We start from the raw sequence: 24,500 nt of genomic DNA, 5'->3' as shown, positions 1-24,500 counted from the left end.
GCGGCATGTCAGTGATCCGTCTCCTCGTGCTCGGCGCGGTGCGCCAGCACGGGCGGGCCCACGGCTACCAGGTGCGCAACGACCTGGAGTACTGGGGCGCGCACGAGTGGTCCAACGCCAAGCCCGGCTCGATCTACCACGCGCTGAAGCAGATGGCCAAGCAGGGGCTGCTGGTCGCGCACGAGACCGCCCCCTCCACGGCCGGCGGCCCGCCGCGCACCGAGTACGAGGTCACCGCCCAGGGCACCGAGGAGTACTTCCGGCTGCTGCGCGAGGCGCTGACCTCCTACGACCAGAAGCCGGACGTGCTGTCGGCCGGGCTCGGCCTGATGGTCGACCTGGAGCGTGCGGAGGCCCTCGCCCTGCTGGAGCGGCGGCTCGCGTCGATCGAGGAGTGGCGCAGGGCGGTCACCGAGTACTACATCCCCGAGGACGGGCCCGGTCAGCTCGGGCACATCGGCGAGATCATGGACTTCTGGGTCCACTCGGCCGACAGCGGGGCCGCGTGGACGCGGGACCTCATCGCGCGGATCCGGGGCGGCGCCTACACGTTCGCCGGGGAGGGCGAGCCGTTCGTCGGCGTGCTGGCCGAGGGCGAGGAGAACCCGTTCGCGACCGGGGAGACGGGCCGGCGTCGGGAAGATTCCGAGTAATCAAGTTTGACGAGCGAGGGGCACGGGTAATACGGTGCAGCGCTAGTCAACTTTGACTACTAAGGGGGCTTCAGTGTCCGACGCGGCGATCACCGTCGAAGAAGCACGCAAGACGTACCGGGGACCCAAGGGCGCGGGCACGGCCGCACTGGACGGACTCGACCTCACGGTCGCCCGTGGCACGGTCCACGCGGTGCTCGGGCCGAACGGCGCGGGCAAGACCACCCTCGTCCGGGTCCTGTCCACGCTGCTGCGCCCCGACTCCGGCCGGGTCGTGGTGGCGGGGCACGACGTGGTGCGCGAGGCGTACCGGGTGCGCCTGCGCATCGGCCTGCTCGGCCAGCACGCGGCACTCGACGAGGAACTCGGCGGCCGGCAGAACCTCGAACTGTTCGGCCGCCTCTACCACCTGGGCGCCCGGCGGGCCCGCGCCCGGGCGGACGAACTGCTGGAGCGCTTCGGTCTCTCCGGCACCGGGGCGAAGGCGGTGGCGCGGTACAGCGGCGGCATGCGGCGCCGGCTCGACCTCGCCGCCTCCCTGATCACCGAACCGGAGGTGCTCTTCCTGGACGAACCGACCACCGGACTCGACCCGCGCGGCCGCGCGGAGGTGTGGGACGCGGTGCGCTCCCTGGTCGGCGGCGGGACGACGGTCCTGCTCACCACCCAGTACCTGGAGGAGGCCGACCAGCTGGCCGACCGGGTGTCGATGGTGGACGCCGGCCGGGTCGTCGCGGACGGCACGGTGGACGCGCTCAAGACGGCCACCGGCGGCGACCGCATCGACGTCGTGCTGCGCGACGCCGGACAGCTGGAGGCGGCGGCGGGCCTGCTGCCCGTGGAGCGGGACGCGGTCACCGTGGACGCCGACCGGCGGCTGCTGAGCGCGCCGGTCACCGACCGCATGGCGGCCCTCACGGCCGTGGTGCGGGCCCTGGAGGAGGCAGGCGTCGAGGCCGAGGACGTCGCCCTGCGCAGGCCCACGCTCGACGAGGTGTTCCTGCACCTCACCGGGCGCGACGAGCGAGTGAAGGAGGCAGCATGAGCAGCACGGTGTACGCACTGACCGACTCCTGGACCATGACCCGCCGGGAGCTGGCCCGCTGGGGACGGCAGCCGGCCGCGGTGGTGGTGAACCTGGTCTTCCCGTTGATGCTGCTGCTGATGTTCGGCTACCTCATCGGCGGCGGCCGGGGCGTGGGCGGCGAGTACCTCGACTATCTGCTGCCGGGGATGCTCGCGCTCAGCATGGCCTTCGGCCTGGAAGGCACGATGATCGCCGTCACCCAGGACATGAACAAGGGGGTCGTCGACCGCTTCCGGTCCATGCCGATGACCGACGGAGCGGTCCTGGTGGGCCGCTCCGCCGCCGACATGCTCCAGTCGGTGCTCGGCCTCACGGCGCTGCTCGGCGTGGCCGCCGCGCTCGGCTGGCGCACGCACGCCGGCCCGGCCGCGTTCCTGGGCGCGGTGGGACTGCTCCTGCTGCTCCGGTTCGCGATGCTGTGGGTCGGCATCCACCTGGCGCTGGTGGCGGGCAGGCCGGAGATGGTGCAGGCGGTGCAGATCCTGGTCTGGCCGTTCGGCTTCCTGTCCAACGCCTTCGCCGTCCCCGAGTCCATGCCCGGCTGGCTGGCCACGGTCGTGGAGTGGAACCCGATCTCCCACACGGCCTCGGCCGTACGGGACCTGTTCGGCGCGCCCGGCGCCGAACCGGGCCACGCCTGGGCCGCGGTCCTCTGGCCCCTCGCCCTGCTCGCGGTGTTCTTCCCGCTGGCGGTACGCCGGTTCGCGCGGCTGAGCCGCTGAGGCAGGGTGGTCCGGCTCCCGTCCGGGGGCCCGCACGGGAGCCGGACCACTCGCTCAGTGGTGGAACCCGGTCGCCGCGTTCCGGTCCCGGGTGAGCGGGTGGGACTGGCTTCTCAGCTCGGGCAGCAGCCTGGTCAGGTCCTCCGCGAAGAGGCCGGCGAGGTCCTCCGAGAAGCCGTTGCGGCACACCACCCGGAGCACCGCCAGGTCCTGACGGTTCGCCGGGAAGGTGTACGCGGGCACCAGCCAGCCGTTCTCCCGCAGCCGGCGCGCCACGTCGAACACGTCGAACGCCGTCACGTCCGGCGCGGTGGTGAAGGCGAACACGGGCAGCTCGTCGCCCCGGGTGAGCAGCCTGAAGTCGCCGAGCGCCTCGATCCGCGCGGACAGTCCCGTGGCCACGTCCCGCGCCGCCTGCTGCACCGCGCGGTAGCCGTCCCGGCCCAGGCGCAGGAAGGAGTAGTACTGCGCCACGACCTGGGCGCCCGGCCGGGAGAAGTTCAGGGCGAAGGTCGGCATGTCGCCGCCCAGGTAGTTCACCCGGAAGACCAGCTCCTCGGGCAGCGCCGCCGCGTCCCGCCACAGCACCCAGCCCACCCCCGGGTACACCAGCCCGTACTTGTGCCCCGAGGTGTTGACCGACGCCACGCGCGGCAGGCGGAAGTCCCACACCAGGTCCTCGTCGAGGAACGGCGCGATCATCGCCCCCGACGCCCCGTCGACGTGCACCGGGACGTCCAGGCCGGTGCGCTCCTGGAGGCCGTCCAGGGCCGCGCACAGCTCGGCGACCGGCTCGTAGGACCCGTCGAAGGTGGAGCCGAGGATGCCGACGACCCCGATGGTGTTCTCGTCGCACAGCTCCACCGCGGCCGCCGGGTCGAGGTGGAACCGGTCGCCCTCCATGGGCACCTGACGGGGCTCCACCTCCCAGAAGGTGCAGAACTTCTCCCAGCAGACCTGGACGTTGACGCCCATCACCAGGTTGGGGCGGGCCTCCCGCGAGGGGTAGCGGCCGGCGTTGCGCAGCGACCAGCGCCGTTTCAGCGCCAGGCCCGCCAGCATGCACGCCTCGCTGGACCCGGTGGTCGAACAGCCCACGGCCTTCGCCGGGTCGGGCGCGTTCCACAGGTCGGCGAGCATCGCCACGCAGCGGCGCTCCAGTTCGGCGGTGCGCGGGTACTCGTCCTTGTCGATCATGTTCTTGTCGCGGCACTCCGCCATCAGCAGCCCGGCCTGCGGCTCCATCCAGGTGGTGACGAAGGTGGCCAGGTTCAGCCGGGCGTTGCCGTCCAGCATCAGCTCGTCGTGCACCAGCTGGTACGCCGTCGACGGGGCCATGGGACCGTCCGGCAGCCGGTGCTTGGGCGGCGCCGAGGTCATGTCCCCGACCGGGTTCGCGGGACCCAGGAAGGGGTTGACGGACATCGGGCGCTCACCGGCAGGCCGGCCAGGGTGCAGCGGCATGGGTCCTCCGTAAGGGGTCGGGCGGCCCGGAGCGGGCCGCCGGGGGAGCGGGGGTCACCTGACGGCCGTCCCGTCCGGCCGCAGCTGCATGTGCGGGCGGCCGGTGACGAGCAGCCAGGCGGGGAGGGAGGCGAGGCACAGCAGGGCGAGCATGCCGGGGGAGGCGACCAGGACGGCCGCGACGAACAGGCTCACCCAGCCCTGCCGGGTGACGGCCAGCAGCAGGCCCAGGACGCCGGCCGACACCCCGACGGCCGGATGCACCTCGGGCACCAGCGCGTGCGCGCACAGGCCGAGCGCGGTCCCCGCGAACACCGACGGGAAGATCCGCCCGCCGCGGAAGCCGCAGGACGCGGCGACCAGCATCGCGGCCAGCTTCACCACCGTCATCACGGCGAACTCGCCGGCCGTCCAGCCGTCGGGGTCGGCGGCCAGCTCGGCGATCTCGTCGAGCCCCTTGAAGAGGGTGAGGTGCCCGCCCAGGGCCGCGAGCGCGCCCAGGACCACGCCGCCGGCCGGGAGCATCAGCATCGGATGCCGCAGCCGCGCGAACACCCCGTGCGTGTACGGGAAGACGTACACCGCGCACATCCCGAGCAGCGCGCCCGCCGAGGCCACCACGAGCGACGCCAGCAGGTCGCCCCAGCCGGGCTGCCCGAACGGCGGCAGGTGCAGGTCGAAGCTCGGCCGGGACACCAGCGTGGTGGTCAGGGCGCCCGCCCCGGCGGCGGCCAGCGGCGCGAACAGGCTGTCCCACAACTGGCCCTTGACGCGCTGCCCGGCCAGCGCCTCGGAGATCACCAGCGCGGCGGCGACCGGCGTGCCGAACAGCGCGCCGATGGTCCCCGCCTCGGCGAGGGCCACCCACCCGCGTCCGGCCGTCGCCGGGAAGGCGCGGGCGCCGAACCACACCGCCAGCGAGACGTTCACGGCGATGATCGGGTTCTCCGGTCCCAGACTCGGCCCGCCGGCCAGCACGAGCGCGGTCACCAGCAGCAGTCCGGGCAGCACCGCGAGCGGCAGCACCGGCGCCTCCAGCCCTGTGGTCGCCGGGTCGGGGCCCGCGTGCCCGGGGACCTTCCACACCACCAGCCCGACCGCGACACCGGTGGCCACCAGCACCGCGAACATCCACGCCACGGAGTAACGACCGACGCCGAGCGCGTCCGGCAGGTCCCGCCAGAGCGCGCGCTGGAGCTCCTCGGCGGCCGCGCTCACCCCCAGCAGGACCAGGCTCGTCACCACGCCGACCAGCAGCGCGGGCACGATGGTCGGCAGGAGGGCGCGTGCCGAGGCCGCCGGGGCGGTGCCGGTCGCCGACTGCGTGCTGTCCTGGGCCACGCGCACACGATAAAGGGGTGAAAGGGATTAATCGGGAACCCGCTTGCACCTCACGTGGCGTGAGGACCCAGCCTTGAGCGCGGAACGGAAAGGAGCGGAAGTGAGCTACTCCGTAGGACAGGTGGCCGGTTTCGCCGGGGTCACGGTGCGCACCCTGCACCACTACGACGCCATCGGCCTGCTCGTGCCGAGCGAGCGCAGCCACGCGGGGCACCGGCGCTACAGCGACGCCGACCTCGACCGGCTTCAGCAGATCCTGTTCTACCGCGAGCTCGGCTTCCCGCTCGAGGAGGTCGCCGCGCTGCTCGACGACCCGGCCGCGGACCCGCGCGCGCACCTGCGCCGCCAGCACGATCTGCTGACCGCCCGGATCGAACGGCTCCAGAAGATGGCGGCGGCCGTGGAACAGGCCATGGAGGCACGCACGATGGGGATCAACCTGACACCCGAGGAGAAGTTCGAGGTCTTCGGCGACTTCGACCCCGACCAGTACCAGGAGGAGGTGCAGGAGCGCTGGGGCGACACCGACGCCTACCGCCAGTCGCGGGAGAGGACGGCCTCCTACACCAAGGAGGACTGGCAGCGGATCCAGCGCGAGGCCGACGAGCTGACCCGGCGGTTCGTCGCCCTGATGGACGCGGGCGAGCCGGCGGAGTCGGAGGCGGCGATGGACGTCGCCGAGGACCACCGCCAGGGCATCTCCCGCAACCACTACGACTGCGGCTACGAGATGCACACCTGCCTGGGGGAGATGTACGTCAACGACGAGCGGTTCACCCGCAACATCGACCAGGCCAAGCCGGGACTGGCCGCGTACATGCGGGACGCGATCCTCGCCAACGCCGTACGGCACACCGTCTGAGCGGTCGTGGCCCGGCCGGTCCGGGCCACGACCAGCGGTGATTCCCCCACGGCGCCGGCTCGCGGCTTTCGCCGGGGCGGGGCACAGTGCATCCTGGGTACCCCCGCGGAACCCGGGCTTCGACGGCTGCGTTCATAATTTGGGCAGCCAGCCCCGCCCTTGACCCCCAGCTGCAGGAGCCACATCCCCGTGACCACGCTTGCGCTCGGCCCCGAGTGGCTGAGCCCGGACTACCTCATCGAGACCTTCAGCCTCCCCGGCATCCTGCTGATCGTCTTCGCGGAATCCGGACTCTTCGCGTTCCTGCCCGGCGACTCCCTGCTGTTCACGGCGGGCCTTTTCGTGGCCGAGGGCACCTACATCAGCCAGCCCCTGTGGCTGGTGTGCACGCTGATCGTGCTCGCCGCCGTGCTCGGCGACCAGGTCGGCTACATGATCGGCAAGTTCTTCGGGCCCCGGCTGTTCAGCCGGCCCAACTCCAAGCTGTTCAAGCAGGAGAACCTGGAGAAGGCCCACGAGTTCATGGAGAAGTACGGGCCGAAGGCGATCGTCCTGGCCCGCTTCGTGCCCATCGTGCGGACCTTCGCGCCCATCGTGGCCGGCGCCGGCCGGATGAAGTACCGCACGTTCCTCACGTACAACCTCATCGGCGGCGTCGCCTGGGGCACGGGCGTCACGCTCGCCGGCTACTGGCTGGGCCAGATCTCGCTCATCAAGAACAACGTCGAGGCGATCCTCGTCCTGATCGTCCTCGTCTCCGTGGTGCCGATCCTGATCGAGTACCTGCGCGAGCGCGGGAAGAAGAAGCGCGCCGCCGCCGAGGCCCCGGCCGCCGCGACGCACGCGCAGCCGCCGGTCATGGACGACGCCACCACCCAGCTGCGCCGCATCCCCCCGGCCGCCGCGCCCCAGCAGCCCCGCCCGCAGCACTACGGCGACCAGGGCGGCTACCCGCAGCAGCAGCCGTACGGCGGCGGCAACGGCTACCCGCGGCAGCAGCCGGACCGGCAGCCCTACGGGAACGACCAGGGCTACGACCAGCAGCAGTACGACCAGCAGCGGTACGACCAGCAGTACGACCCGCGGCAGCCGTACAACGGCGGCGGCTACTGAGCACCCCGGCCGGGCGGCGGGCGGCCCGCGCGGGCTAGAACCCTCGCGTCCGCTTCGCCGCCCGCCGCTTCTCCGCGGAGCCGATCCGCAGGAACAGCCGGGAGATCTCCGAACCGAGGTTCACCCCGATCGCGATGGCCATCGCCAGCGCCACCGCCTTGGTGAGCGAGGTCAGACCCGAGTCCACCTCGTTCTGCGCGATGCCCAGCAGACCGAAGTACGTGGCCGAACCAGGCAGCAGCGGCCCGATCGCGGCCGTGGTGTACGGCAGCGCCGACGCGAACCGGTACCGGGCCAGCAGCTGCCCGAACAGACCCACCACACCGGCGGCCACCGCCGTGGACGCCACCGGCGAGATGTCGCCCGTGTCGTGCATCGCCCCGTACACCACCCAGGCGACCCCGCCGTTCAGCGTCACCATCAGCACCGTGGCCCGCTCCTGCTGGAGCAGCACCGCGAACGCGAGCGACAGCCCCAGGGACGCGGCGGTCTGGAGCACCGGCTGCGGCTCCGGCGCGCCGAGCGCGGCGTCCGGGACCAGGTTGGCGCCCAGCTGCACGCCGAAGTACAGCACCGTCAGCACGCCGATCACGATGCCGACGAAGAAGTACAGCACCTCCAGCAGACGCGCGGACGCCGTGATGTAGAAGCCGGTGAGACCGTCCTGCACGCCCGCCACCAGCGCCCGTCCGGGCAGCAGCGCGAACAGCCCACCGGTGATCACCGCGGAGGCCTTCACGTCCGCGTGCGCCAGGGTCAGCGCCACCCCGATCGCGGCCGGAGGCGTCGCGGCCACCGTGAACTGGTAGAACTCCGGCAGCCCGCGCCCGGCGCACAGCCAGGCCAGCCGGTCGCCGAGCATCGCGCCGACCGCCGCCGCGACGAACACCAGCAGCTGACCGCCGACCAGCACCGAGGCGGAGCCGGCCAGCAGCCCGCTCGCGGCCGTCAGCGCCCAGCCCGGGTAGGGGTGCCGGTTGCGGCGGATCTCCGCCAGCCGCCGGTACGCCTCCTCGAGGGTCACCTGGGTCTCGGCGTCGCTGAGGTCGTCCACCAGCTGGTAGACGGCCGCCAGCCGGGTGTAGTCGGGGGAGCGGCGGCGCACCGTGCGGGAGGCGGTCACCGGGTCGTCGACCAGGGACGGCTGGTAGGAGACGGCGAGCAGGGTGAAGGTGACGTTGGGCTCGCAGCGGTCCAGGCCGTAGGAGCGGCACACGGCGAACATCGCCGCCTCGACGTCCTCGGCGCCCTCGCCGCCCGCCAGCAGCAGCTCACCGATACGCAGGCTCAGGTCCAGCACGCGCGGCACGGCCGGGCCGGCCTCGTCGTGCCGCTGCACCGGCTCGGGGGCGGGCCGCTCGGTCACCGGCATGCGCAGCATCGTGCGCATCCGGTCCTGCCAGGGCACGTCCTTGGTCAGCCGGACCAGCGGGACACCGGTCGGCGGGGTGAAGGCGGCGGCCTGCTTGGCGCTGTACGTCCTCGGCGTGCTGAACGCCGAACCCTCCGGCTCGTGCGGCGGGGGCGGTGCGACGCCCAGACCGTCCGGAAGGGAGAACTCCGAGGTGGTCTCGGCCTCGGACGAGCCCGGCTTCGGCACGGCCAGCCCGTCGGGCACCGCGAACTCGGACGTCGTCGACGACTCGCTGTCGGCCGGCGCCGCGAGATGCGAAGGGGGTACGAAGGCGCTCCTCGCCTCGTCCGACTGCGGCTTGCGGTCCTCCGCGTCCGTCACGTGCCTTTCTCTCCCTGCTGACGACACCGTCCCTCAGTGTGCCCCCTGTCGCGCCAGTATGCGCACGCGCACCCGGCACACAGCACGACGACGGGCCGCACGCCTGCGCGTGCGGCCCGTCGTCACGTCCTGGGGCGAGGGGGCTCAGTGGCCGCCCTGCTCCTTGAACCGCTTGTAGGACCGCTCGATCTCGGTCTCGGCGTCGACCCGGCCGACCCAGTTGGCGCCCTCGACCGACTTGCCCGGCTCCAGGTCCTTGTAGACCTCGAAGAAGTGCTGGATCTCCAGCCGGTCGAACTCCGACACGTGGTGGATGTCGCGCAGGTGCTCCACGCGCGGGTCCGTGGACGGGACGCACAGCAGCTTGTCGTCGCCGCCGGCCTCGTCGGTCATGCGGAACATGCCGATGGCGCGGCAGCGGATCAGGCAGCCCGGGAACGTCGGCTCGTCCAGGATGACCAGCGCGTCCAGCGGGTCGCCGTCCTCGCCGAGGGTGTTCTCGACGAAGCCGTAGTCGGTCGGGTAGGCGGTCGAGGTGAAGAGCCGACGGTCCAGGCGGATCCGACCCGTCTCGTGGTCCACCTCGTACTTGTTCCGCGAACCCTTCGGGATCTCGATCGTGACGTCGAACTCCACCGGACGCTCCTCCATGATCAGCACATCGTTCTGGTGGTTAAGTGTCCCTCACGCAGGTGTGTGATCGCGAAAGGGGCTGGTGGTCGTGCCAGAGCTGAGGCCTTGGCGGGCCGCGGTACCGCACGTCGTGCGGATCGCGGACGCCGTACGACCGCGTCTGGCGCGGGTCGCCGCGGCCACCGGGCCGTGGTTCACCAGGGGGCGCCGGCCGGGATCGCCGCAGGCCCCACGGGTCGCGCGGCCCGGAGCCGGGTGGTACACCGCGACCGCCGCCACCGCCGGTCTGGCGCTGGCCGCGGGAGTGGCGACCGCCGCCGGCCCCTGGGACTCCTCGGGTCAGCGTACGGCCGAGCGGCACCGGGCCGTGGCCCTGGAAGCCTCGCGTGGCACAGATCACGAAGGCTCCCGGGCGCGCGCCGGCACCCAGCCGCGCGGGCCGCAGGCCGCCCCGCCTGCCCCGTCCGTGCTCACCGGCCTCGGCGGCACCGCCACCGCCGCGCGCTCGGCGCCCGCCGGGAAGGCGCTCGCCGCCGTCCTCGACCCGCTGCTGAAGGACCCGGCGCTGGGCCGCCGCTCCGCCGCCGTGGTCGACGCCGCCACCGGCCGCCGCCTGTACAGCGCCGACTCCGGCAACGCGCTCACCCCCGCCTCCACCACGAAGATCGCCACCGCGGTCGCCGCGCTGTCCGCGCTGGGCCCCGACCACCGGCTCACCACCCGCACGGTCTACGAGCCCGACACCAAGGAGGTCGTGCTGGTCGGCGGCGGCGACCCCACGCTCACCGCCCGCAAGAACGCCAAGGGGTCCGCGAGCCTGCGCGACCTGGCCGCCCGTACCGCGGCGGCCCTCGCCAAGCGGGGCGTGCGGAAGGTGACGCTGTCGTACGACACGACCCTCTACAAGGGCGGCACGACCCACCCGATCGGGGTCAACCCGAACATCGCCGACGTCACCCCGCTGATGGCCGACGAGGGCCGCACCGACGACTCCTCCAGCGGGCCCGCCCCGCGCGTCGCCGACCCCGCGGCCGACGCCGCCCGCACGTTCGGCGACCTGCTGAAGGAGCACGGGATCACGGCCACGCCGCCCGGCCCGTCGAAGTCGAGCACGCGCGCGACCACCCTCGCGACGGTGTCCTCGCCGCCGCTCTCCGCGCTCGTCGAGCGCATGCTGACCAACAGCGACAACGACCTCGCCGAGGCGCTCGCCCGGCACACCGCCGTGGCCACCGGCAAGCCGGCCGACTTCGCCGGCGCGGGCGCGGCGGTCACCGCCCGCCTGAAGCAGTTGGGGCTGCCGGTGAAGGGCGTGGTGATCAAGGACGGCAGCGGCCTGGACCGCGCCGGGCGGCTCACCGCCGACCTGCTCACCGCCCTCCTCGTCACGGCCGGCGACCCCGCCCACCCGGAGCTGCGCCCGGTCCTCACCGGCCTCCCCGTCGCCGGCTTCACCGGCACCCTCTCCGGCCGCTACGCCGACGGCGCGGCGGGCGTGGTCCGCGCCAAGACCGGCACGCTGACCGGCGTCAACACGCTGGCCGGAACGGTCGTGGACCGCGACGGCCGCCTGCTGGCGTTCGCGTTCCTCGCCAACGACACGACGGGGCCGGACGCGGCGCAGGCGGCCCTGGACAAGGCCGCCTCCGCCTTGGCGGCGTGCGGGTGCCGCCCCTAAGGGCGCGGGGAACTGCGCGGACGTTCCGCGTCCTGCCCTCCCGTCTTCGGGGGCTTCGCCCCCGGACCCCCTTCGCGCAGTTCCCCGCGCCCCTGTAGGCCGCAGTTCCCCGCGCCCCTGCAGGACCGCGGGCCGTGCGGATCTGCCCGTTTCCCCACCCCTCACGTACCGTTGACACATGACGAGCATCGGTGGTGCTGCCTCATCCATGGTCGACTGGAACCTCGCGGTCGCGACCGCGACCAGGCTCATGCGGCCGGGCCCCGACGTGAGCCGGGACGAGGCCCGCGCCGTCGTCGCGGAGCTCCGCCGCCACGCGCGCTCCGCGGAGGAACACGTCCGCGGCTTCACCGGTCTCGGCACCCCCGAGACCCATGACACGCCCCTCCTCGTGGTCGACCGCCCCGGCTGGGTGCGGGCCAACGTCGCCGGCTTCCGCGAGCTGCTCAAACCCCTGCTCGACAAGATGCAGGAACGGCGCGGCACCAGCCCCGGCACCATGGTCATGGGTGCCGTCGGCGGCAAGGTGACCGGCGTGGAGCTGGGCATGCTGCTGTCGTTCCTCGCCTCCCGGGTCCTCGGCCAGTACGAGACCTTCGCCCCCGCCACCCGGGACCTCCCGGCCGGCGCCCACGGCGGCGGACGGCTGCTGCTGGTCGCCCCCAACATCGTCCACGTCGAGCGGGAACTGGACGTCGAGCCGCACGACTTCCGCCTGTGGGTGACGCTCCACGAGGAGACCCACCGCACCCAGTTCACCGCCGTGCCCTGGCTGCGGGACCACCTCGAGGGCGAGATCCAGGCGTTCCTGAGCGAGACCGACGTCGACCCGATGACCGTGCTCGAGCGGGTGCGCGAGGCCGCCCAGTCGCTGGTCGGCGGACGCCCCGAGGGCGAGGAGGGCGACGAGGGGCGCTCCCTCGTGGAGATCGTGCAGACCCCGGCCCAGCGGGAGATCCTCGGCCGGCTCACCGCCGTGATGTCGCTCCTTGAGGGGCACGCCGACTACGTCATGGACGGCGTGGGCCCCGAGGTCGTGCCGAGCGTCGCCGAGATCCGGGAGAAGTTCCAGCAGCGCCGCGCCAAGGGCGCCTCCCGGCTCGACATGGCGCTGCGCAAGCTGCTCGGCCTGGACGCCAAGCTCCGGCAGTACCGCGACGGCGAGCGTTTCGTCCGCGCGGTCGTCGACGAGGTCGGCATGGAGGGCTTCAACCGGGTGTGGACGTCGCCGAACACCCTCCCCACCAAGGCGGAGATCGGCAAACCGGCGGACTGGATCACGCGGGTGCACCGCAAACCGGAGGCATAGGCACCGCGCCCCCGTCGCGCAGGGTGTCCGGGCGGCGGCAGACGGACGCCCCGCCAATCACCCGTCCGAGGGACCGTGAGCCCAGGGCAGGCGTGCAATGCTCGGGGAACGGCCCGGTTCTGTCACCATCTACACACTCTGCGTGACCGTCCCCGGGCTCAACCCCCCCCCGGAACAACATCATGAAGGGAACCGGACATGGGTCCCCATCCTGCGGTCGCGGCGATACGCCTGGCGGTCCGCCGCGTCCTGAACGACATCCTCGCCGAACACGGCCGGACGCCCGGCCGCCTCTCGCCCGACGAGCGGTCCTCCTCCCCGCTCGTGCTCGTGGCCTGCTCCGGCGGCGCCGACTCCATGGCGCTCGCCTCCGCCCTCGCCTTCGAAGCCCCCCGCGCCGGTCTGCGCGCCGGCGGCGTCACCGTCGACCACGGCCTCCAGGCGGGCTCCGACCTGCGCGCCGCCGAGGTCGCCTCGCGCCTGCGCGAACTCGGCCTGAACCCCGTCGAGTCCGTCGCGGTCACCGTCGGCCGCGACGGCGGACCCGAGGCCGCCGCCCGGGACGCCCGCTACGCCGCCCTCGACGCCGCCGCCGAGCGCCGTCGCGCCGCCGCCGTCCTGCTCGGCCACACCCGCGACGACCAGGCCGAGACGGTGCTGCTCGGCCTCGCCCGCGGCTCCGGCATCCGCTCCCTGTCCGGCATGGCCGCGGTCTCGGGGGCCGACGGCCGTTACCGGCGCCCCTTCCTCCAGCTCGACCGGCAGACCGCCCGCACGGCCTGCATGGTCCAGTCCCTGCCCGTCTGGGACGACCCGCACAACACCGACCCCGCCTACACCCGCTCCCGGCTGCGCCACGAGGGCCTGCCCGCCCTGGAGAAGGCCCTCGGCAAGGGCGTCGTCGAGGCCCTCGCCCGTACGGCCCAGCTCTCCCGTGACGACGCCGACGCCCTCGACGCCTGGGCCGGGAAGGCCGCGGCCGGCGTCCGGGACGCCGACGGCCGCCTGGAGTGCGCCGCCCTCAACGACCTGCCGCCCGCCGTGCGCCGCCGGGTGCTGCGCCGGGCCGCCATCGAGGCCGGCGCACCGGCCGGTTCGCTGTTCGCCCGGCACATCGAGGAGGTCGACCGGCTGATCACCGGCTGGCGAGGTCAGGGGGCCATCAATCTCCCCGGCCGGGTCGTCGCCCGTCGGCAGGGTGGCAGACTGGTGATTCGGCAGGGCTGAATCCGGACCCCACCGACCGCACGGGTCGCGGGGCGGACCGGACCGGCCGGTGGGACGACCGAAAGTGATGCGGGTGGACGCGAACGACATGGGTGCCGACCTCGAGAAGGTGCTCATCACCAAGGAAGAGATCGACGCCAAGCTGGTGGAGCTGGCGGCGAAGATCGACGCGGAGTACGCGGGCAAGGACCTGCTGATCGTCGGCGTGCTCAAGGGCGCGGTGATGGTGATGGCCGACCTCGCCCGGGCGCTGTCCACCCCCGTCACGATGGACTGGATGGCCGTGTCCTCGTACGGGGCGGGCACGCAGTCCTCGGGCGTGGTGCGGATCCTCAAGGACCTCGACACGGACATCAAGGGCCGGCACGTCCTGATCGTCGAGGACATCATCGACTCCGGACTGACCCTGTCCTGGCTGATCTCCAACCTCGGCTCGCGCGAGCCCGCCTCCCTCAAGGTGTGCACGCTGCTGCGCAAGCCCGAGGCCGCCAAGGTCGCCATCGACGTCGAGTGGGCCGGTTTCGACATCCCCAACGAGTTCGTCGTCGGCTACGGCCTGGACTACGCCGAGAAGTACCGCAACCTGCTGTTCGTCGGGACGCTCGCGCCCCACGTCTACGGCGGGTGAACCGCGGCGGCCCCGGCTGCCGTACGTGATCGGGAACCCCGGCGGGCTCCGCGGCGTTGGAGCATGCGTGGACGCCACTGCCGGCCGTCCCTCGCAGCGTCGGGGGCCCATGCTGGGGTACCGTCCGAAGAACAGCCTTTATCAAACTCACTATGGCAGGAGGGACGGGGCGGCACCGCTCCGTATGGATGGACGTGAAGCGATACTTCCGTGGGCCGGTCATGTGGATCGTGCTGGCCGTCCTTGCCGTGGTCGTGTTGATGCAGGTCGTCGGCTCGTCCGGCGGCTACAAGACGGTGGACACGGGCCAGGTCGTCCAGGCGATCAACGAGAACAAGGTCGAGTCGGCCAAGCTGACCACCGGCGACGAGCAGACCGTCAAGGTCCAGCTCAAGGACGGCCAGAAGGTCGAGGGCAGCTCGAAGATCCAGGCGAGCTACATCGGCGACCAGGGCGTCACCATCGCCAGCACGCTGCAGGACAAGTTCCAGAACGAGCAGATCCCCGACGGCTACACGGTCTCGCCGTCGAAGCAGAACCCCTTCGTGAGCATTCTGCTGTCGCTGCTGCCCTTCGTCCTCATCGTGGTCGTCTTCCTGTTCCTGATGAACCAGATGCAGGGCGGCGGCTCCCGTGTCATGAACTTCGGGAAGTCCAAGGCGAAGCTCATCACCAAGGACACCCCGAAGACGACGTTCGCCGATGTCGCGGGCTCCGACGAGGCCGTCGAGGAGCTCCACGAGATCAAGGAGTTCCTCCAGGAGCCGGCGAAGTTCCAGGCCGTGGGCGCCAAGATCCCCAAGGGCGTGCTGCTCTACGGCCCGCCCGGCACCGGCAAGACCCTGCTCGCGCGCGCCGTCGCGGGCGAGGCGGGCGTCCCGTTCTACTCGATCTCGGGTTCCGACTTCGTCGAGATGTTCGTCGGTGTCGGCGCCTCCCGTGTCCGTGACCTGTTCGAGCAGGCCAAGGCGAACGCCCCGGCGATCGTCTTCGTCGACGAGATCGACGCGGTCGGCCGCCACCGCGGCGCCGGCCTCGGCGGCGGTCACGACGAGCGCGAGCAGACGCTGAACCAGCTGCTCGTCGAGATGGACGGCTTCGACGTCAAGGGCGGCGTGATCCTCATCGCCGCGACGAACCGCCCGGACATCCTGGACCCGGCGCTGCTGCGTCCCGGCCGCTTCGACCGCCAGATCGCGGTGGACCGCCCGGACATGCAGGGCCGCCTCGAGATCCTCAAGGTGCACCAGAAGGGCAAGCCGGTCGCCCCGGACGTCGACCTCGGCGCCGTCGCCCGCCGCACGCCCGGCATGACGGGCGCCGACCTGGCCAACGTGCTGAACGAGGCCGCGCTGCTCACCGCGCGCAGCGACCAGAAGCTGATCGACAACAAGATGCTCGACGAGGCGATCGACCGCGTCGTCGCGGGCCCGCAGAAGCGGACCCGGATCATGTCCGACAAGGAGAAGAAGATCACCGCGTACCACGAGGGCGGACACGCCCTGGTCGCGGCGGCCTCGCCGAACTCCGACCCGGTCCACAAGATCACCATCCTGTCGAGAGGCCGCGCCCTCGGCTACACCATGGTCCTGCCGGACGAGGACAAGTACTCCACCACGCGCAACGAGATGCTGGACCAGCTGGCGTACATGCTGGGCGGCCGCGCGGCGGAGGAGCTCGTCTTCCACGACCCGACCACCGGTGCCGCCAACGACATCGAGAAGGCCACGGGTCTGGCCCGCGCGATGGTCACGCAGTACGGCATGACCGAGCGGCTCGGCGCCATCAAGTTCGGCGGCGACAACACCGAGCCGTTCCTCGGCCGTGAGATGGCTCACCAGCGCGACTACTCGGAAGAGGTCGCCGCGCTGGTCGACGAAGAGGTCAAGAAGCTCATCGAGACCGCGCACAACGAGGCGTGGGAGATCCTCGTCGAGAACCGCGACGTCCTCGACAACCTGGTCCTGGCCCTCCTGGAGAAGGAGACGCTGGGCAAGGAGGAGATCGCCGAGATCTTCGCGCCGATCGTCAAGCGCCCGCCCAGGCCCGCCTGGACCGGCTCCTCGCGCCGTACGCCGTCCACCCGCCCGCCGGTCCTCTCCCCCAAGGAGCTGGCCCTGACGAACGGGGCGAACGGCGCCACGCCGGCCATCTCCACCGCGAAGACCGCCACGACGGACCCCGCCCCGCAGCCGGAGCGGACCCCGGAGGAGCGCCCCGAGAGCTGACCGCAGGCTCTCGGCGCCCCACCGGGCCCGGAATGGATGCCGCGTCCCCCTGGTTCTAGCCTGGGGGACGCGGCATTTTGCGTAACCGCGGTTCAACACGCGTGCCCGTCACGCGTGCAGGCACAGGAACGAGGCACCCATGACCGACCCCGTGACGCTGGACGGCATAGCCCCCGTCGGTGAGTTCGACGAGAAGCGGGCCCGGAACGCCGTGCGCGAGCTGCTGATCGCGGTGGGCGAGGACCCGGACCGTGAGGGTCTGCAGGAGACTCCGGCGCGTGTGGCCCGTGCCTACCGGGAGATCTTCGCGGGGCTGTGGCAGAAGCCCGAGGACGTGCTGACGACGACGTTCGACATCGGGCACGACGAGATGGTGCTGGTCAAGGACATCGAGGTGTACTCGACCTGTGAGCACCACCTGGTGCCGTTCCGGGGCGTGGCGCACGTCGGGTACATCCCGTCGACCAGCGGCAAGATCACCGGCCTGTCCAAGCTGGCCCGGCTGGTGGACGTCTACGCCCGGCGCCCGCAGGTGCAGGAACGACTCACCACGCAGATCGCGGACTCCCTGATGGAGATCCTGGAGCCGCGCGGCGTCATCGTGGTCGTGGAGTGCGAGCACATGTGCATGTCGATGCGGGGCATCCGCAAGCCCGGCGCCAAGACGATCACCTCGGCGGTGCGGGGCCAGCTGCGGGACGCGGCGACCCGCAACGAGGCGATGAGCCTGATCATGGCGCGCTGACGCCGTTCGGGCAGAAGGAAAGGGGCACGGTTCGCGCGAACCGTGCCCCTTTCCTTCTGCCTGTGTCTGTGCCCGTACGGCCGTCAGCTCGCCGGGGCCGTGCCCGGGTGGTCGTCGTCCTCGTCGTCCGGGAGCTTGCAGACGTGCTCCAGGAACTTGGCCGCCGCTATCACGCCGATGCCCGCCACCACGGAGAAGCCGGCGTAGATGGCCTGGTCGCGGCGGGCGGGGATGTCGAGGGAGCCCAGCAGCACCACGAACGTGCCGCCGTAGAGGCCGGCGACGAGGGCCGCCACCAGGGCGCTGGCCTGTCCGAACACGACCGCGCGGGCCGCCTGCAGCGGGTCGACGCCCTTGGCGTCCGGCCGGCGCTCGCGCTGGGCCTTGAGGCGGGCGCGCAGGGAGAGCGCGGTGGCCGCGAGGACCGTGGCGATCAGGGCGAGGACGATCGGCGCGGCCACGGGCACGCTCGGGAGGGTCCCCAGCGAGTTCCACAGGCGGGCGCCGGCCCAGGACAGGACTCCGGCGACGACGAAGACGCCCGCCAGCACCCTGATGCGCAGCTCTTTCACGGTGTCCCTTCGCGTTCCCCGGGCCGGTGGCCCCGGGCTGTGGCCGTCCTCGACCTTAACGGCTACTCGGGCAGCCGGAGTTCCAGGTCGGCGCGCGGCGTGACACCGTCCCGGGTGACCGCGTCCAGCAGGTCCGCCACCGGACCGCGTCCGGGGAGCTCGGCGGCGGGGTCGATGTCGAGCCAGGGCGCGAGCACGAAGGCGCGCTCGTGGGCGCGCGGGTGCGGGAGGGTGAGCCGCGGGTCGTCGGAGTGCAGGTCGGCGTAGGCGACGATGTCGACGTCCAGGGTGCGCGGGCCCCAGCGCTCGTCCCGTACGCGGTGGAAGGCCTCCTCGACGGCCTGGGCGCGCTCCAGCAGGGAGGACGGCGGCAGGGTCGTCTTCAGCACGGCGACCGCGTTGAAGTAGGACGGCTGGCTGCCGGGCTCGACGCCCCACGGCTCCGTCTCGTACACGGGGGAGACCGCCTTGACCCGGATGCCCGGGGTGTCCTCCAGGGCGTCCACGGCCCCCTGGAGGGTCTCCAGGCGGTTGCCCAGGTTGGCGCCGAGGGACACCACGGCCCGTTTGGGGTTCTGGAGGGTGGTGTCGGCGGCGTCCACCTGCTCGACCACGGAGGCGGGGACGGGCTGGACGGTCGGGTCGGTGTGGCCCGAGGTGGTCGGCCTGGTCATGCGCGGCTCCGGGTGATGGTGACGGTCACGTCGTCGAAGGGCACGGTGATCGGCGCGTCCGGCTTGTGGACGCGCACCTCGACCTCCTGCACGACGTCGTGCTTCAGGCAGACCTGGGCGATGCGCTCGGCGAGGGTCTCGACGAGGTTGACGGGCTCGCCCTCGACGACGGCCACCACCTCCTCGGCCACGATGCCGTAGTGCACGGTCTTCGTCAGGTCGTCGTCGGCGGCGGCCGGGCGGGTGTCCAGGCCGAGGACGAGGTCCACGAGGAAGGTCTGGCCCTCCTCGCGCTCCTTGGGGAACACACCGTGGTGCCCGCGGGCCCTCAGGCCGCTCAGCGCGACACGATCCACGCGAATCACTCCTGCTGTCGTCGGTCCGGCCGGTCGGTGCCCTGTGCGGTCGGCACACCGGCCTTCTCCCGAATCTACCCGCGGCGGGCGCCGGTCCCGGCGGCCGTGCCCGGCGGGGTGAGAACCGCCACGTCTCGCGGGTCAGGGCGGGGTCGGGGTGTCGTCGTCCTCGTCGTCGTCCTCCTCGGCGAGCACCGGGGAGGCGTGGTGGGACCAGAGCTTCCAGCCGGAGGGGGTGCGCCGGTAGACGTTGGTGGCGACGACGAGCTGCCCGACCAGCGGCCCCAGCTCCTCGCCGGCCTCGGGGGCGGGTCCGCCGCTGAGGATGTTCTCCGTACAGGTCACCAGGGCGGTGTCCCCGGTCACGGAGACGTGCACGTCGGTGAGGAAGAACTGGATGTAGTCGGTGTTCGCCATGATCAGCGCGTACGAGCGGAGCACCTCGCCGCGTCCGGTCAGCACCGGCCAGCCGGGGTGCACGCAGGAGACCACGCCGCTGTCGGCGGGGTCGTGGTACGACTCGTCGACGCCGAGGTCGGAAGGGGTGAGCCAGGCCGACGCGACCTCTTCGAAGTCGCCTCTCTCCAGTGCCTCGTAGAAGGCGGTGTTGGCGGCCTCGACCTGCTCGACGTCGGTGTGGGGTGCGGTCACCGGGCTCCTTCCGCACCGTGCTCGGGGGATGTGGGCCGGTCGTCGGGGCGGGCTCGCTGTATCGCGCGGACCACCCGTACGGCGTCGGCGCTGGCCCGGACCTCGTGCACGCGCACCGCCCAGGCGCCCGCCTGGGCCGCCAGGGCGGTGACGGCGGCGGTGGCCGCGTCGCGTTCGCGGGCGGGCGGAGGCGGGGCGTCGGAGCCCGCCAGCACCCGGCCGAGGAACCGCTTGCGGGACGCGGCGACGAGCAGGGGGTGGCCGAGGCCCAGCAGGCGGTCGAGTCGGGCGAGCAGCGCCAGGTCGTGCTCGGCGTCCTTGGAGAAGCCGAGACCGGGGTCGACGATCACACGGTCGGCGGCGATGCCGGCCTCCAGGACGGCCTCCACGCGCGCGTGGAGCTCGTCGGCGACCTCGGTGACCACGTCGTCGTACACGCCCCGTACGTTCCCGCCCTCCAGGAAGCCACGCCAGTGCATGACGACGAACGGGGCGCCCGCGGCGGCGACGACGCCGGTCATGGCGGGGTCGGCGAGGCCGCCGCTGACGTCGTTGACCAGGGCGGCGCCGGCCGCGAGCGCCTGCTCGGCGACGGAGGCGCGCATGGTGTCGACGGAGACGGTGACGCCTTCCGCGACGAGACCGCGGACCACCGGGACGACGCGCCTGAGCTCCTCCGCCTCGTCGACGCGGGTGGCGCCGGGGCGGGTGGACTCGCCGCCGACGTCCACCAGGTCGGCGCCCTGGGCGACCAGGTCGAGGCCGTGCTTGACGGCCGTGGTGGTGTCGAACCAGCGTCCGCCGTCGGAGAAGGAGTCGGGGGTGACGTTCACGACTCCCATGACCGCGCACCGGTCCCGGTGGGGGAGGCCCGCGACCTGACGGCGTCCGCTGTGAGTGCTCATACGTTCAGCGTAGGCCCAGGGAGGGTGCGTGGTGCCGCGCGGGCCCGGCGCGCGGGAAACGCCGTGGGCGGACATTGGCGGGGCCTTTCGGGCCGCATTGCGGTGAGGGGGCGCGCGGAAGGCGGGGGTGAGCGGGAAAGGGGACGGAAACGGGGTTCGCGGCGAGGCGGGGAAACGGATCGGAGAGGGGCGGGACGGGAGGGTGCCGGCGGGCGGAATCGGAGGGCGGGGCGGAATCGGAGGGCGGGGCGGGGGCGGAACGGGCGAGAGGCGGGTGCGGAACGGGCGTGGGACGGGCCGGTGGGGGAGGGCGGCGGGGGCGCCGGGGCGGGGCGTCCGGCGGGGCCGGGGCGGCGGTCAACCGGAATGTACGGAGGACGAGTTGCGCGCCGGGCGGGCCGCATAAACGATCTTGAAGTAAATCCGGTTTACCGCTATTCACGCACGGCCCCGTTCGCTGACGGCCTGTGAAACGTTGCGTGTGGCTTTCTTTTTACGGGGCGGGCCACCATCATTCGCCTACGCGCGGTAAGTTTCTGGCCATGCCACGTGGACGTCACCGTCATTCCCCGCCTCTGCACAGGATGCTGCCCCCGTCGGCGATCGCAGGCGTCTCCGTCGTCTGCGCCCTGGGGCCCTGGGTGTTCACCCAACCGGTGGTGCTCCGTCTCCTGGCCGCGGCCGCCGCGGCCACGGCGGTCGTGGGCGCCGTCGTGATGCGTCACTGGGACGCCCAGGCGGGCAAACGCGTCGCCGATCTCACGCGCGCGCGGGCGAGCGACGAGTGGCGTTTCGAGGAGCGCGTCGCCGAACTCGAGTCGGACCTCGAGGAGTCGCGCGAGCTGCGCCAGAAGCTGGAGCAGCGGCTGCGCGCCAAGCGCGCGGAACTGGCGGGACTGCGCAACGAGCACGCCGCGCTGCTGCGCCGGTACGCGGCGGCCGAGGCCGAGCGGGCGAACGTCCTCGAGGAACGCCGGGTGCTGGAGATCGAGGCGGCCGTCCCGGCCCGCGCCCTGCCCGCGGGCGCGTCGGCGACGCCCGACCCGGAGCCCGCCGCAGCCGAGTCCGCCGCTTCCGAGCCGGAGACGGAGACGCCGGAGACGGAGACGACGGCGGACGCCGAGCGCACGGAGGACGCCCAGGAGGAGACGACCTCCGGCGTCTTCTCCCCGGAGGGTTCGAAGCTGTACCTGAAGGCCGACGCGGCACTGGCGCGGTTCGCGGGGCAGCGCGGGCCGAAGGACGAGCCGCAGCCCGAGGCGACGGCCGGGGAGGCGGACGGGAAGGCCACCGGGGAGACGGCCGGGAAGGCCACCCGGGAGGCGGACTCCGACGCGCCGGAGGAGACGGCCGCGAAGCCCTCCGTGCCGGCCGCGCGCAAGGAGAGCGCCCCCGGGGCCGCGAAGGCCGGGGACGCCCCGCAGAGCACCGCCGGCAAGGACGGCGGCACCCCCGAGGACGACGGGCCCGGCCCGGCCAAGCGGCGCAAGCCCGAGCCGGCGCAGGAGGACGAGGCCGGGGGGCAGTCCCGGGCGGCCGGCGACCATGAGCGCGCGGCCGCCCCCACCGCACCGGCCGCCTCCGCCGCCCCGGCCGTGCGGCGGCCCGCCGGGCACTTCACCGTGCCGACCGCCGTGGCGGTCGTCCCGCCGACGCAGCCGGTGCGGCGGCCCGTGCAGGACGACGGGTTCGACTTCTTCGGCACCAAGCAGGACGCGCGGCGCTCCGCCCTGGACGCCGTGCAGAACGAGGACCTCGCCGACGTCGTCGGCCAGGAGGCGCTCGCGCTGCACAAGGCGGAGGAGGAGGCGCAGTACAAGCCCGCCTCCGAGGAGACGCGCGCCGGCCAGGTCATCGACCTGACGGCCCACGACGAGACCGAGCGTATCGACGTCCAGGGCCTGCGCAGCGCGGTGTCCTGACGCCCGTGGACAGCGAAGGGGCCCCCGCCCGACCGGCGGGGGCCCCTTTCGCATGTACGGACGCCGGTCAGGCCACGTAGGTACGGCGCCGTCGGTCAGGCCATCCAGCGGTCCGGGAGGGCGTCGCGGCGGCCGGTGCGGGAGCGTTCGGCCTGGGCGTGGAGCAGGGCGGCGGCCTCGTCGGCGGGGCGGAGCCGGGCGGTGACGGTGCCGCCGGCGCCGGTGTCCACGTGCACGTCGGCGAGGCCGTGCGTCCGCTGCCAGGGTCCCTGGGCGAGCCGCACGCTCTGCACCTTGGCGTGCGGCACCAGCGCCAGGGTGCGCCGCAGCAGACCGCGCCGGGCGGCGAACACCGCGTCCGTGACGGCGAACCCGTGGCCCCGCCACCACACCGGCACGCACCACCGCGCCCCGCGCGGCGGGCGGGAGAACGCCTCGGGCGGGGGCACGGTCACCCCGGGCAGCACGCGCGCGACGACCGACTCCGCCATCGCGCGCGGAGCCACCGGCAGCAGCAGGGAGTTGGACGACCCGGCCACGTCCAGCTCCACGCGCACCCAGCCCCTCCGCCGCCACAGCAGCGGCTCGACCAGCCGCACGGTCTGCACCCGTCCGGGCGGCACCGTCTCGTGCGCCTGGTCGAGGAGCCCGTGGTCGATGCGCAGCCCGTCGGGCGACTCGGCCAGCGTCCAGTCGTACTCGGCGACGAAGCGGCCCACGCTGCTCGCGCCGGCCGCGCCGAGCATCGGCACGCCCGCCGCGAGCACCGTCCACAGGCTGTGGGTGGCGAGCCACAGCAGCGGCAGCGCGACGGAGGCGACCAGCAGCCAGGCCCAGGGCGCCCCCGTCAGCAGCAGCGACACGGCCAGCACGCGCGGCGGCACCCGCAGCATCTGCCGTGCGGGCGCCTCGCCCACCTCGTGCGCGGTCTCCGGGGCGAACCCGGCGGCCCGCGCCAGCAGTTCCGCGCGCAGCGCCCGCGCCTCGCCGGCCCCGAGGAAGGCCAGCTCGTCCTTCTTGTCGGCGCCGACGACGTCGAGTTTCAGCTTCGCCACCCCCGCGACCCGCGCCAGCAGGGGCTGGGTGACGTCGATGGCCTGGATCCGCTCCAGCCGGATGTGCGCGGTGCGCCGGAACAGCAGCCCGGTGCGCACCCGCAGCTCCCCGTCGGTCACCGCGAAGTGGGTGAACCACCAGCTCAGGAAGCCGTAGAGGGCGGCGGCCGGGATGAGCACGGCGAGCCCGACCAGCAGCGTGGTCGTGGTCAGCCGGGTGAGCTGGCGCTGCGCCCCGTCGGGGTCGTGCACCACCCAGCCCATCAGGACGGCCACCGGCGCCCACGCCCGCCGCAGCGGCGTGACGGGGTGCAGCCGCCGCTCGGTCACCAGCGGCCGGCCGGGCACGTCCTCCGGGACGCCGGGCGCGGTCACAGCCCCGCCGAACGGGCCTCGCCCAGCTCGGTGAGCCGGTCGCGCAGCCGCTCCGCCTCCGCCGGGTCGAGCCCGGGGATGGTCGCGTCGGTGGCCGCGGCGGCCGTGTGCAGCTGGACGCTGGCCAGCCCGAAGTGCCGCTCGACGGGCCCGGAGGTGACCTCCACGAGCTGCATCCGCCCGTACGGCACGACCGTCTCCTCGTGCCAGAGGACACCGCGGCTGATCAGCAGGTCGTCGGCGCGCTCGGCGTACCGCCAGGAGCGCCAGTTGCGCTCCAGCATCACCCAGCCGGACAGCAGCAGGGCCAGCGGCAGCACCGCGAAGGCGCCCCAGGCGGGCCCGGCCAGCAGGCCCGGGACCAGGGCGGTGGCCAGGGTCAGCAGCCCCAGCCACACCACCAGCAGCAGCCGCCGCATCGTCAGCAGCCCGGGCGGCAGCGCCCGCCAGACCGGCTCCGCGCCGCCGTCCGCCGTCGTAGGCGCGTCCGACGCGTCCGGCACGTCCGCCGTACCCATGTCCTGCGGGCTCCCCGTTTCCATGGAGCCAGCGTACGTAGGACAGA

The 24,500-nt window shown here is 73.1% G+C and carries 23 protein-coding genes; 12 read left to right on the top strand and 11 right to left on the bottom strand.

Annotation, left to right across the window (positions count from 1 at the left end; all coding sequences use genetic code 11):
- Positions 1 to 5 precede the first annotated feature (5 nt).
- The 3 genes from ACFOSY_RS23775 to ACFOSY_RS23765 all read left to right on the top strand — a co-directional run bounded on the left by ACFOSY_RS23775 (position 6) and on the right by ACFOSY_RS23765 (position 2,462).
- Positions 6 to 653 (top strand): PadR family transcriptional regulator, encoded by a 648-nt coding sequence (locus tag ACFOSY_RS23775; RefSeq protein WP_394310194.1) that lies wholly within the window; start codon positions 6 to 8, stop codon positions 651 to 653.
- Between the two features lie 73 nt (positions 654 to 726).
- Positions 727 to 1,698 carry an ATP-binding cassette domain-containing protein gene (locus ACFOSY_RS23770; protein ID WP_394310192.1) on the top strand — a complete coding sequence of 324 codons (972 nt, stop codon included), beginning with the start codon at positions 727 to 729 and terminating at the stop codon, positions 1,696 to 1,698.
- Positions 1,695 to 2,462 (top strand): ABC transporter permease, encoded by a 768-nt coding sequence (locus tag ACFOSY_RS23765; protein ID WP_394310190.1) that lies wholly within the window; start codon positions 1,695 to 1,697, stop codon positions 2,460 to 2,462. The genes ACFOSY_RS23770 and ACFOSY_RS23765 overlap by 4 nt, the downstream gene beginning before the upstream one ends.
- Before the next feature lie 54 nt (positions 2,463 to 2,516).
- On the opposite strand, the gene ACFOSY_RS23760 is transcribed toward ACFOSY_RS23765, so the two are convergent.
- Complete coding sequence (locus ACFOSY_RS23760) at positions 2,517 to 3,926, bottom strand: glutamate decarboxylase (protein ID WP_394310188.1); 1,410 nt, start codon at positions 3,924 to 3,926, stop codon at positions 2,517 to 2,519.
- Between the two features lie 54 nt (positions 3,927 to 3,980).
- Positions 3,981 to 5,267: an ion channel protein gene (locus ACFOSY_RS23755; RefSeq protein WP_394310186.1), complete on the bottom strand. Its 1,287-nt coding sequence runs from the start codon at positions 5,265 to 5,267 to the stop codon at positions 3,981 to 3,983.
- Between the two features lie 100 nt (positions 5,268 to 5,367).
- Between ACFOSY_RS23755 and ACFOSY_RS23750 the strand changes: the two genes are divergently transcribed.
- Complete coding sequence (locus ACFOSY_RS23750) at positions 5,368 to 6,129, top strand: MerR family transcriptional regulator (RefSeq protein ID WP_394310184.1); 762 nt, start codon at positions 5,368 to 5,370, stop codon at positions 6,127 to 6,129.
- A 189-nt stretch (positions 6,130 to 6,318) separates the two neighbouring features.
- Positions 6,319 to 7,242, top strand: coding sequence for a DedA family protein (locus ACFOSY_RS23745; protein WP_394310182.1), 924 nt, complete (start codon positions 6,319 to 6,321; stop codon positions 7,240 to 7,242).
- A 34-nt stretch (positions 7,243 to 7,276) separates the two neighbouring features.
- Here the strand turns inward: ACFOSY_RS23745 and ACFOSY_RS23740 are convergent, their stop codons facing one another.
- A complete protein-coding gene (locus tag ACFOSY_RS23740) occupies positions 7,277 to 8,977 on the bottom strand; it encodes a threonine/serine exporter family protein (protein ID WP_394310180.1) in 1,701 nt (566 codons plus the stop codon).
- Positions 8,978 to 9,121: 144 nt separating this feature from the next.
- The gene (locus ACFOSY_RS23735) at positions 9,122 to 9,613 is read right to left on the bottom strand and encodes an inorganic diphosphatase (protein WP_394310383.1); all 492 of its coding nucleotides are present in this window, start codon (positions 9,611 to 9,613) and stop codon (positions 9,122 to 9,124) included.
- Between the two features lie 79 nt (positions 9,614 to 9,692).
- Between ACFOSY_RS23735 and dacB the strand changes: the two genes are divergently transcribed.
- From dacB to folE, 6 genes are all read left to right on the top strand, one after another.
- The gene (gene dacB / locus ACFOSY_RS23730) at positions 9,693 to 11,288 is read left to right on the top strand and encodes a D-alanyl-D-alanine carboxypeptidase/D-alanyl-D-alanine endopeptidase (protein WP_394310178.1); all 1,596 of its coding nucleotides are present in this window, start codon (positions 9,693 to 9,695) and stop codon (positions 11,286 to 11,288) included.
- A gap of 178 nt (positions 11,289 to 11,466) precedes the next feature.
- Positions 11,467 to 12,597 carry a zinc-dependent metalloprotease gene (locus tag ACFOSY_RS23725; RefSeq protein ID WP_078592275.1) on the top strand — a complete coding sequence of 377 codons (1,131 nt, stop codon included), beginning with the start codon at positions 11,467 to 11,469 and terminating at the stop codon, positions 12,595 to 12,597.
- Positions 12,598 to 12,795: 198 nt separating this feature from the next.
- Positions 12,796 to 13,824 carry a tRNA lysidine(34) synthetase TilS gene (gene tilS, locus ACFOSY_RS23720; protein WP_394310175.1) on the top strand — a complete coding sequence of 343 codons (1,029 nt, stop codon included), beginning with the start codon at positions 12,796 to 12,798 and terminating at the stop codon, positions 13,822 to 13,824.
- A gap of 67 nt (positions 13,825 to 13,891) precedes the next feature.
- Positions 13,892 to 14,452: a hypoxanthine phosphoribosyltransferase gene (gene hpt, locus ACFOSY_RS23715; RefSeq protein ID WP_394310381.1), complete on the top strand. Its 561-nt coding sequence runs from the start codon at positions 13,892 to 13,894 to the stop codon at positions 14,450 to 14,452.
- Between the two features lie 188 nt (positions 14,453 to 14,640).
- Positions 14,641 to 16,680: an ATP-dependent zinc metalloprotease FtsH gene (gene ftsH / locus ACFOSY_RS23710; protein WP_369161773.1), complete on the top strand. Its 2,040-nt coding sequence runs from the start codon at positions 14,641 to 14,643 to the stop codon at positions 16,678 to 16,680.
- Between the two features lie 139 nt (positions 16,681 to 16,819).
- Complete coding sequence (folE, locus tag ACFOSY_RS23705) at positions 16,820 to 17,425, top strand: GTP cyclohydrolase I FolE (RefSeq protein WP_006132610.1); 606 nt, start codon at positions 16,820 to 16,822, stop codon at positions 17,423 to 17,425.
- 83 nt (positions 17,426 to 17,508) lie between these two features.
- Here folE and ACFOSY_RS23700 read toward each other — a convergent pair whose 3' ends face one another.
- The 5 genes from ACFOSY_RS23700 to folP form a co-directional block, all read right to left on the bottom strand.
- Entirely contained in the window at positions 17,509 to 17,997 is a 489-nt protein-coding gene (locus ACFOSY_RS23700) for a DUF3180 domain-containing protein (protein ID WP_019526730.1), read from the bottom strand.
- Between the two features lie 62 nt (positions 17,998 to 18,059).
- Entirely contained in the window at positions 18,060 to 18,671 is a 612-nt protein-coding gene (gene folK, locus ACFOSY_RS23695) for a 2-amino-4-hydroxy-6-hydroxymethyldihydropteridine diphosphokinase (RefSeq protein ID WP_394310171.1), read from the bottom strand.
- Positions 18,668 to 19,027: a dihydroneopterin aldolase gene (gene folB / locus ACFOSY_RS23690; protein WP_006132613.1), complete on the bottom strand. Its 360-nt coding sequence runs from the start codon at positions 19,025 to 19,027 to the stop codon at positions 18,668 to 18,670. Before folB ends, folK begins: the two co-directional genes overlap by 4 nt.
- 141 nt (positions 19,028 to 19,168) lie before the next feature.
- The gene (locus ACFOSY_RS23685; RefSeq protein WP_394310168.1) at positions 19,169 to 19,678 is read right to left on the bottom strand and encodes a nuclear transport factor 2 family protein; all 510 of its coding nucleotides are present in this window, start codon (positions 19,676 to 19,678) and stop codon (positions 19,169 to 19,171) included.
- Complete coding sequence (gene folP / locus ACFOSY_RS23680) at positions 19,675 to 20,583, bottom strand: dihydropteroate synthase (protein ID WP_394310166.1); 909 nt, start codon at positions 20,581 to 20,583, stop codon at positions 19,675 to 19,677. Before folP ends, ACFOSY_RS23685 begins: the two co-directional genes overlap by 4 nt.
- Before the next feature lie 542 nt (positions 20,584 to 21,125).
- Here folP and ACFOSY_RS23675 point away from each other — a divergent pair.
- A complete protein-coding gene (locus ACFOSY_RS23675; RefSeq protein ID WP_394310164.1) occupies positions 21,126 to 22,505 on the top strand; it encodes a hypothetical protein in 1,380 nt (459 codons plus the stop codon).
- Between the two features lie 95 nt (positions 22,506 to 22,600).
- Here ACFOSY_RS23675 and ACFOSY_RS23670 read toward each other — a convergent pair whose 3' ends face one another.
- Complete coding sequence (locus ACFOSY_RS23670) at positions 22,601 to 23,935, bottom strand: PH domain-containing protein (protein WP_394310161.1); 1,335 nt, start codon at positions 23,933 to 23,935, stop codon at positions 22,601 to 22,603.
- Positions 23,932 to 24,477 (bottom strand): PH domain-containing protein, encoded by a 546-nt coding sequence (locus ACFOSY_RS23665; protein ID WP_394310159.1) that lies wholly within the window; start codon positions 24,475 to 24,477, stop codon positions 23,932 to 23,934. Before ACFOSY_RS23665 ends, ACFOSY_RS23670 begins: the two co-directional genes overlap by 4 nt.
- Between the last annotated feature and the right edge of the window lie 23 nt (positions 24,478 to 24,500).

Source organism: Streptomyces lusitanus, from assembly GCF_042647945.1.
Classification (GTDB): Bacteria; Actinomycetota; Actinomycetes; order Streptomycetales; family Streptomycetaceae; genus Streptomyces; species Streptomyces pseudogriseolus.
Note: the sequence above shows the minus strand (reverse complement) of the source record. Positions and strands in the feature narration are given on the sequence as shown.

Coding starts and splice junctions, on each gene's coding strand:
- hpt (WP_394310381.1), top strand. CDS start 13,892: ATGCGGGTGGACGCGAACGACATGGGTGCCGACCTCGAGAAGGTGCTC.
- folP (WP_394310166.1), bottom strand. CDS start 20,583: ATGAGCACTCACAGCGGACGCCGTCAGGTCGCGGGCCTCCCCCACCGG.
- tilS (WP_394310175.1), top strand. CDS start 12,796: ATGGGTCCCCATCCTGCGGTCGCGGCGATACGCCTGGCGGTCCGCCGC.
- ACFOSY_RS23675 (WP_394310164.1), top strand. CDS start 21,126: ATGCCACGTGGACGTCACCGTCATTCCCCGCCTCTGCACAGGATGCTG.
- folE (WP_006132610.1), top strand. CDS start 16,820: ATGACCGACCCCGTGACGCTGGACGGCATAGCCCCCGTCGGTGAGTTC.
- ACFOSY_RS23775 (WP_394310194.1), top strand. CDS start 6: ATGTCAGTGATCCGTCTCCTCGTGCTCGGCGCGGTGCGCCAGCACGGG.
- ACFOSY_RS23760 (WP_394310188.1), bottom strand. CDS start 3,926: ATGCCGCTGCACCCTGGCCGGCCTGCCGGTGAGCGCCCGATGTCCGTC.
- ACFOSY_RS23765 (WP_394310190.1), top strand. CDS start 1,695: ATGAGCAGCACGGTGTACGCACTGACCGACTCCTGGACCATGACCCGC.
- ACFOSY_RS23725 (WP_078592275.1), top strand. CDS start 11,467: ATGACGAGCATCGGTGGTGCTGCCTCATCCATGGTCGACTGGAACCTC.
- ftsH (WP_369161773.1), top strand. CDS start 14,641: ATGGACGTGAAGCGATACTTCCGTGGGCCGGTCATGTGGATCGTGCTG.
- ACFOSY_RS23665 (WP_394310159.1), bottom strand. CDS start 24,477: ATGGAAACGGGGAGCCCGCAGGACATGGGTACGGCGGACGTGCCGGAC.
- folK (WP_394310171.1), bottom strand. CDS start 18,671: ATGACCAGGCCGACCACCTCGGGCCACACCGACCCGACCGTCCAGCCC.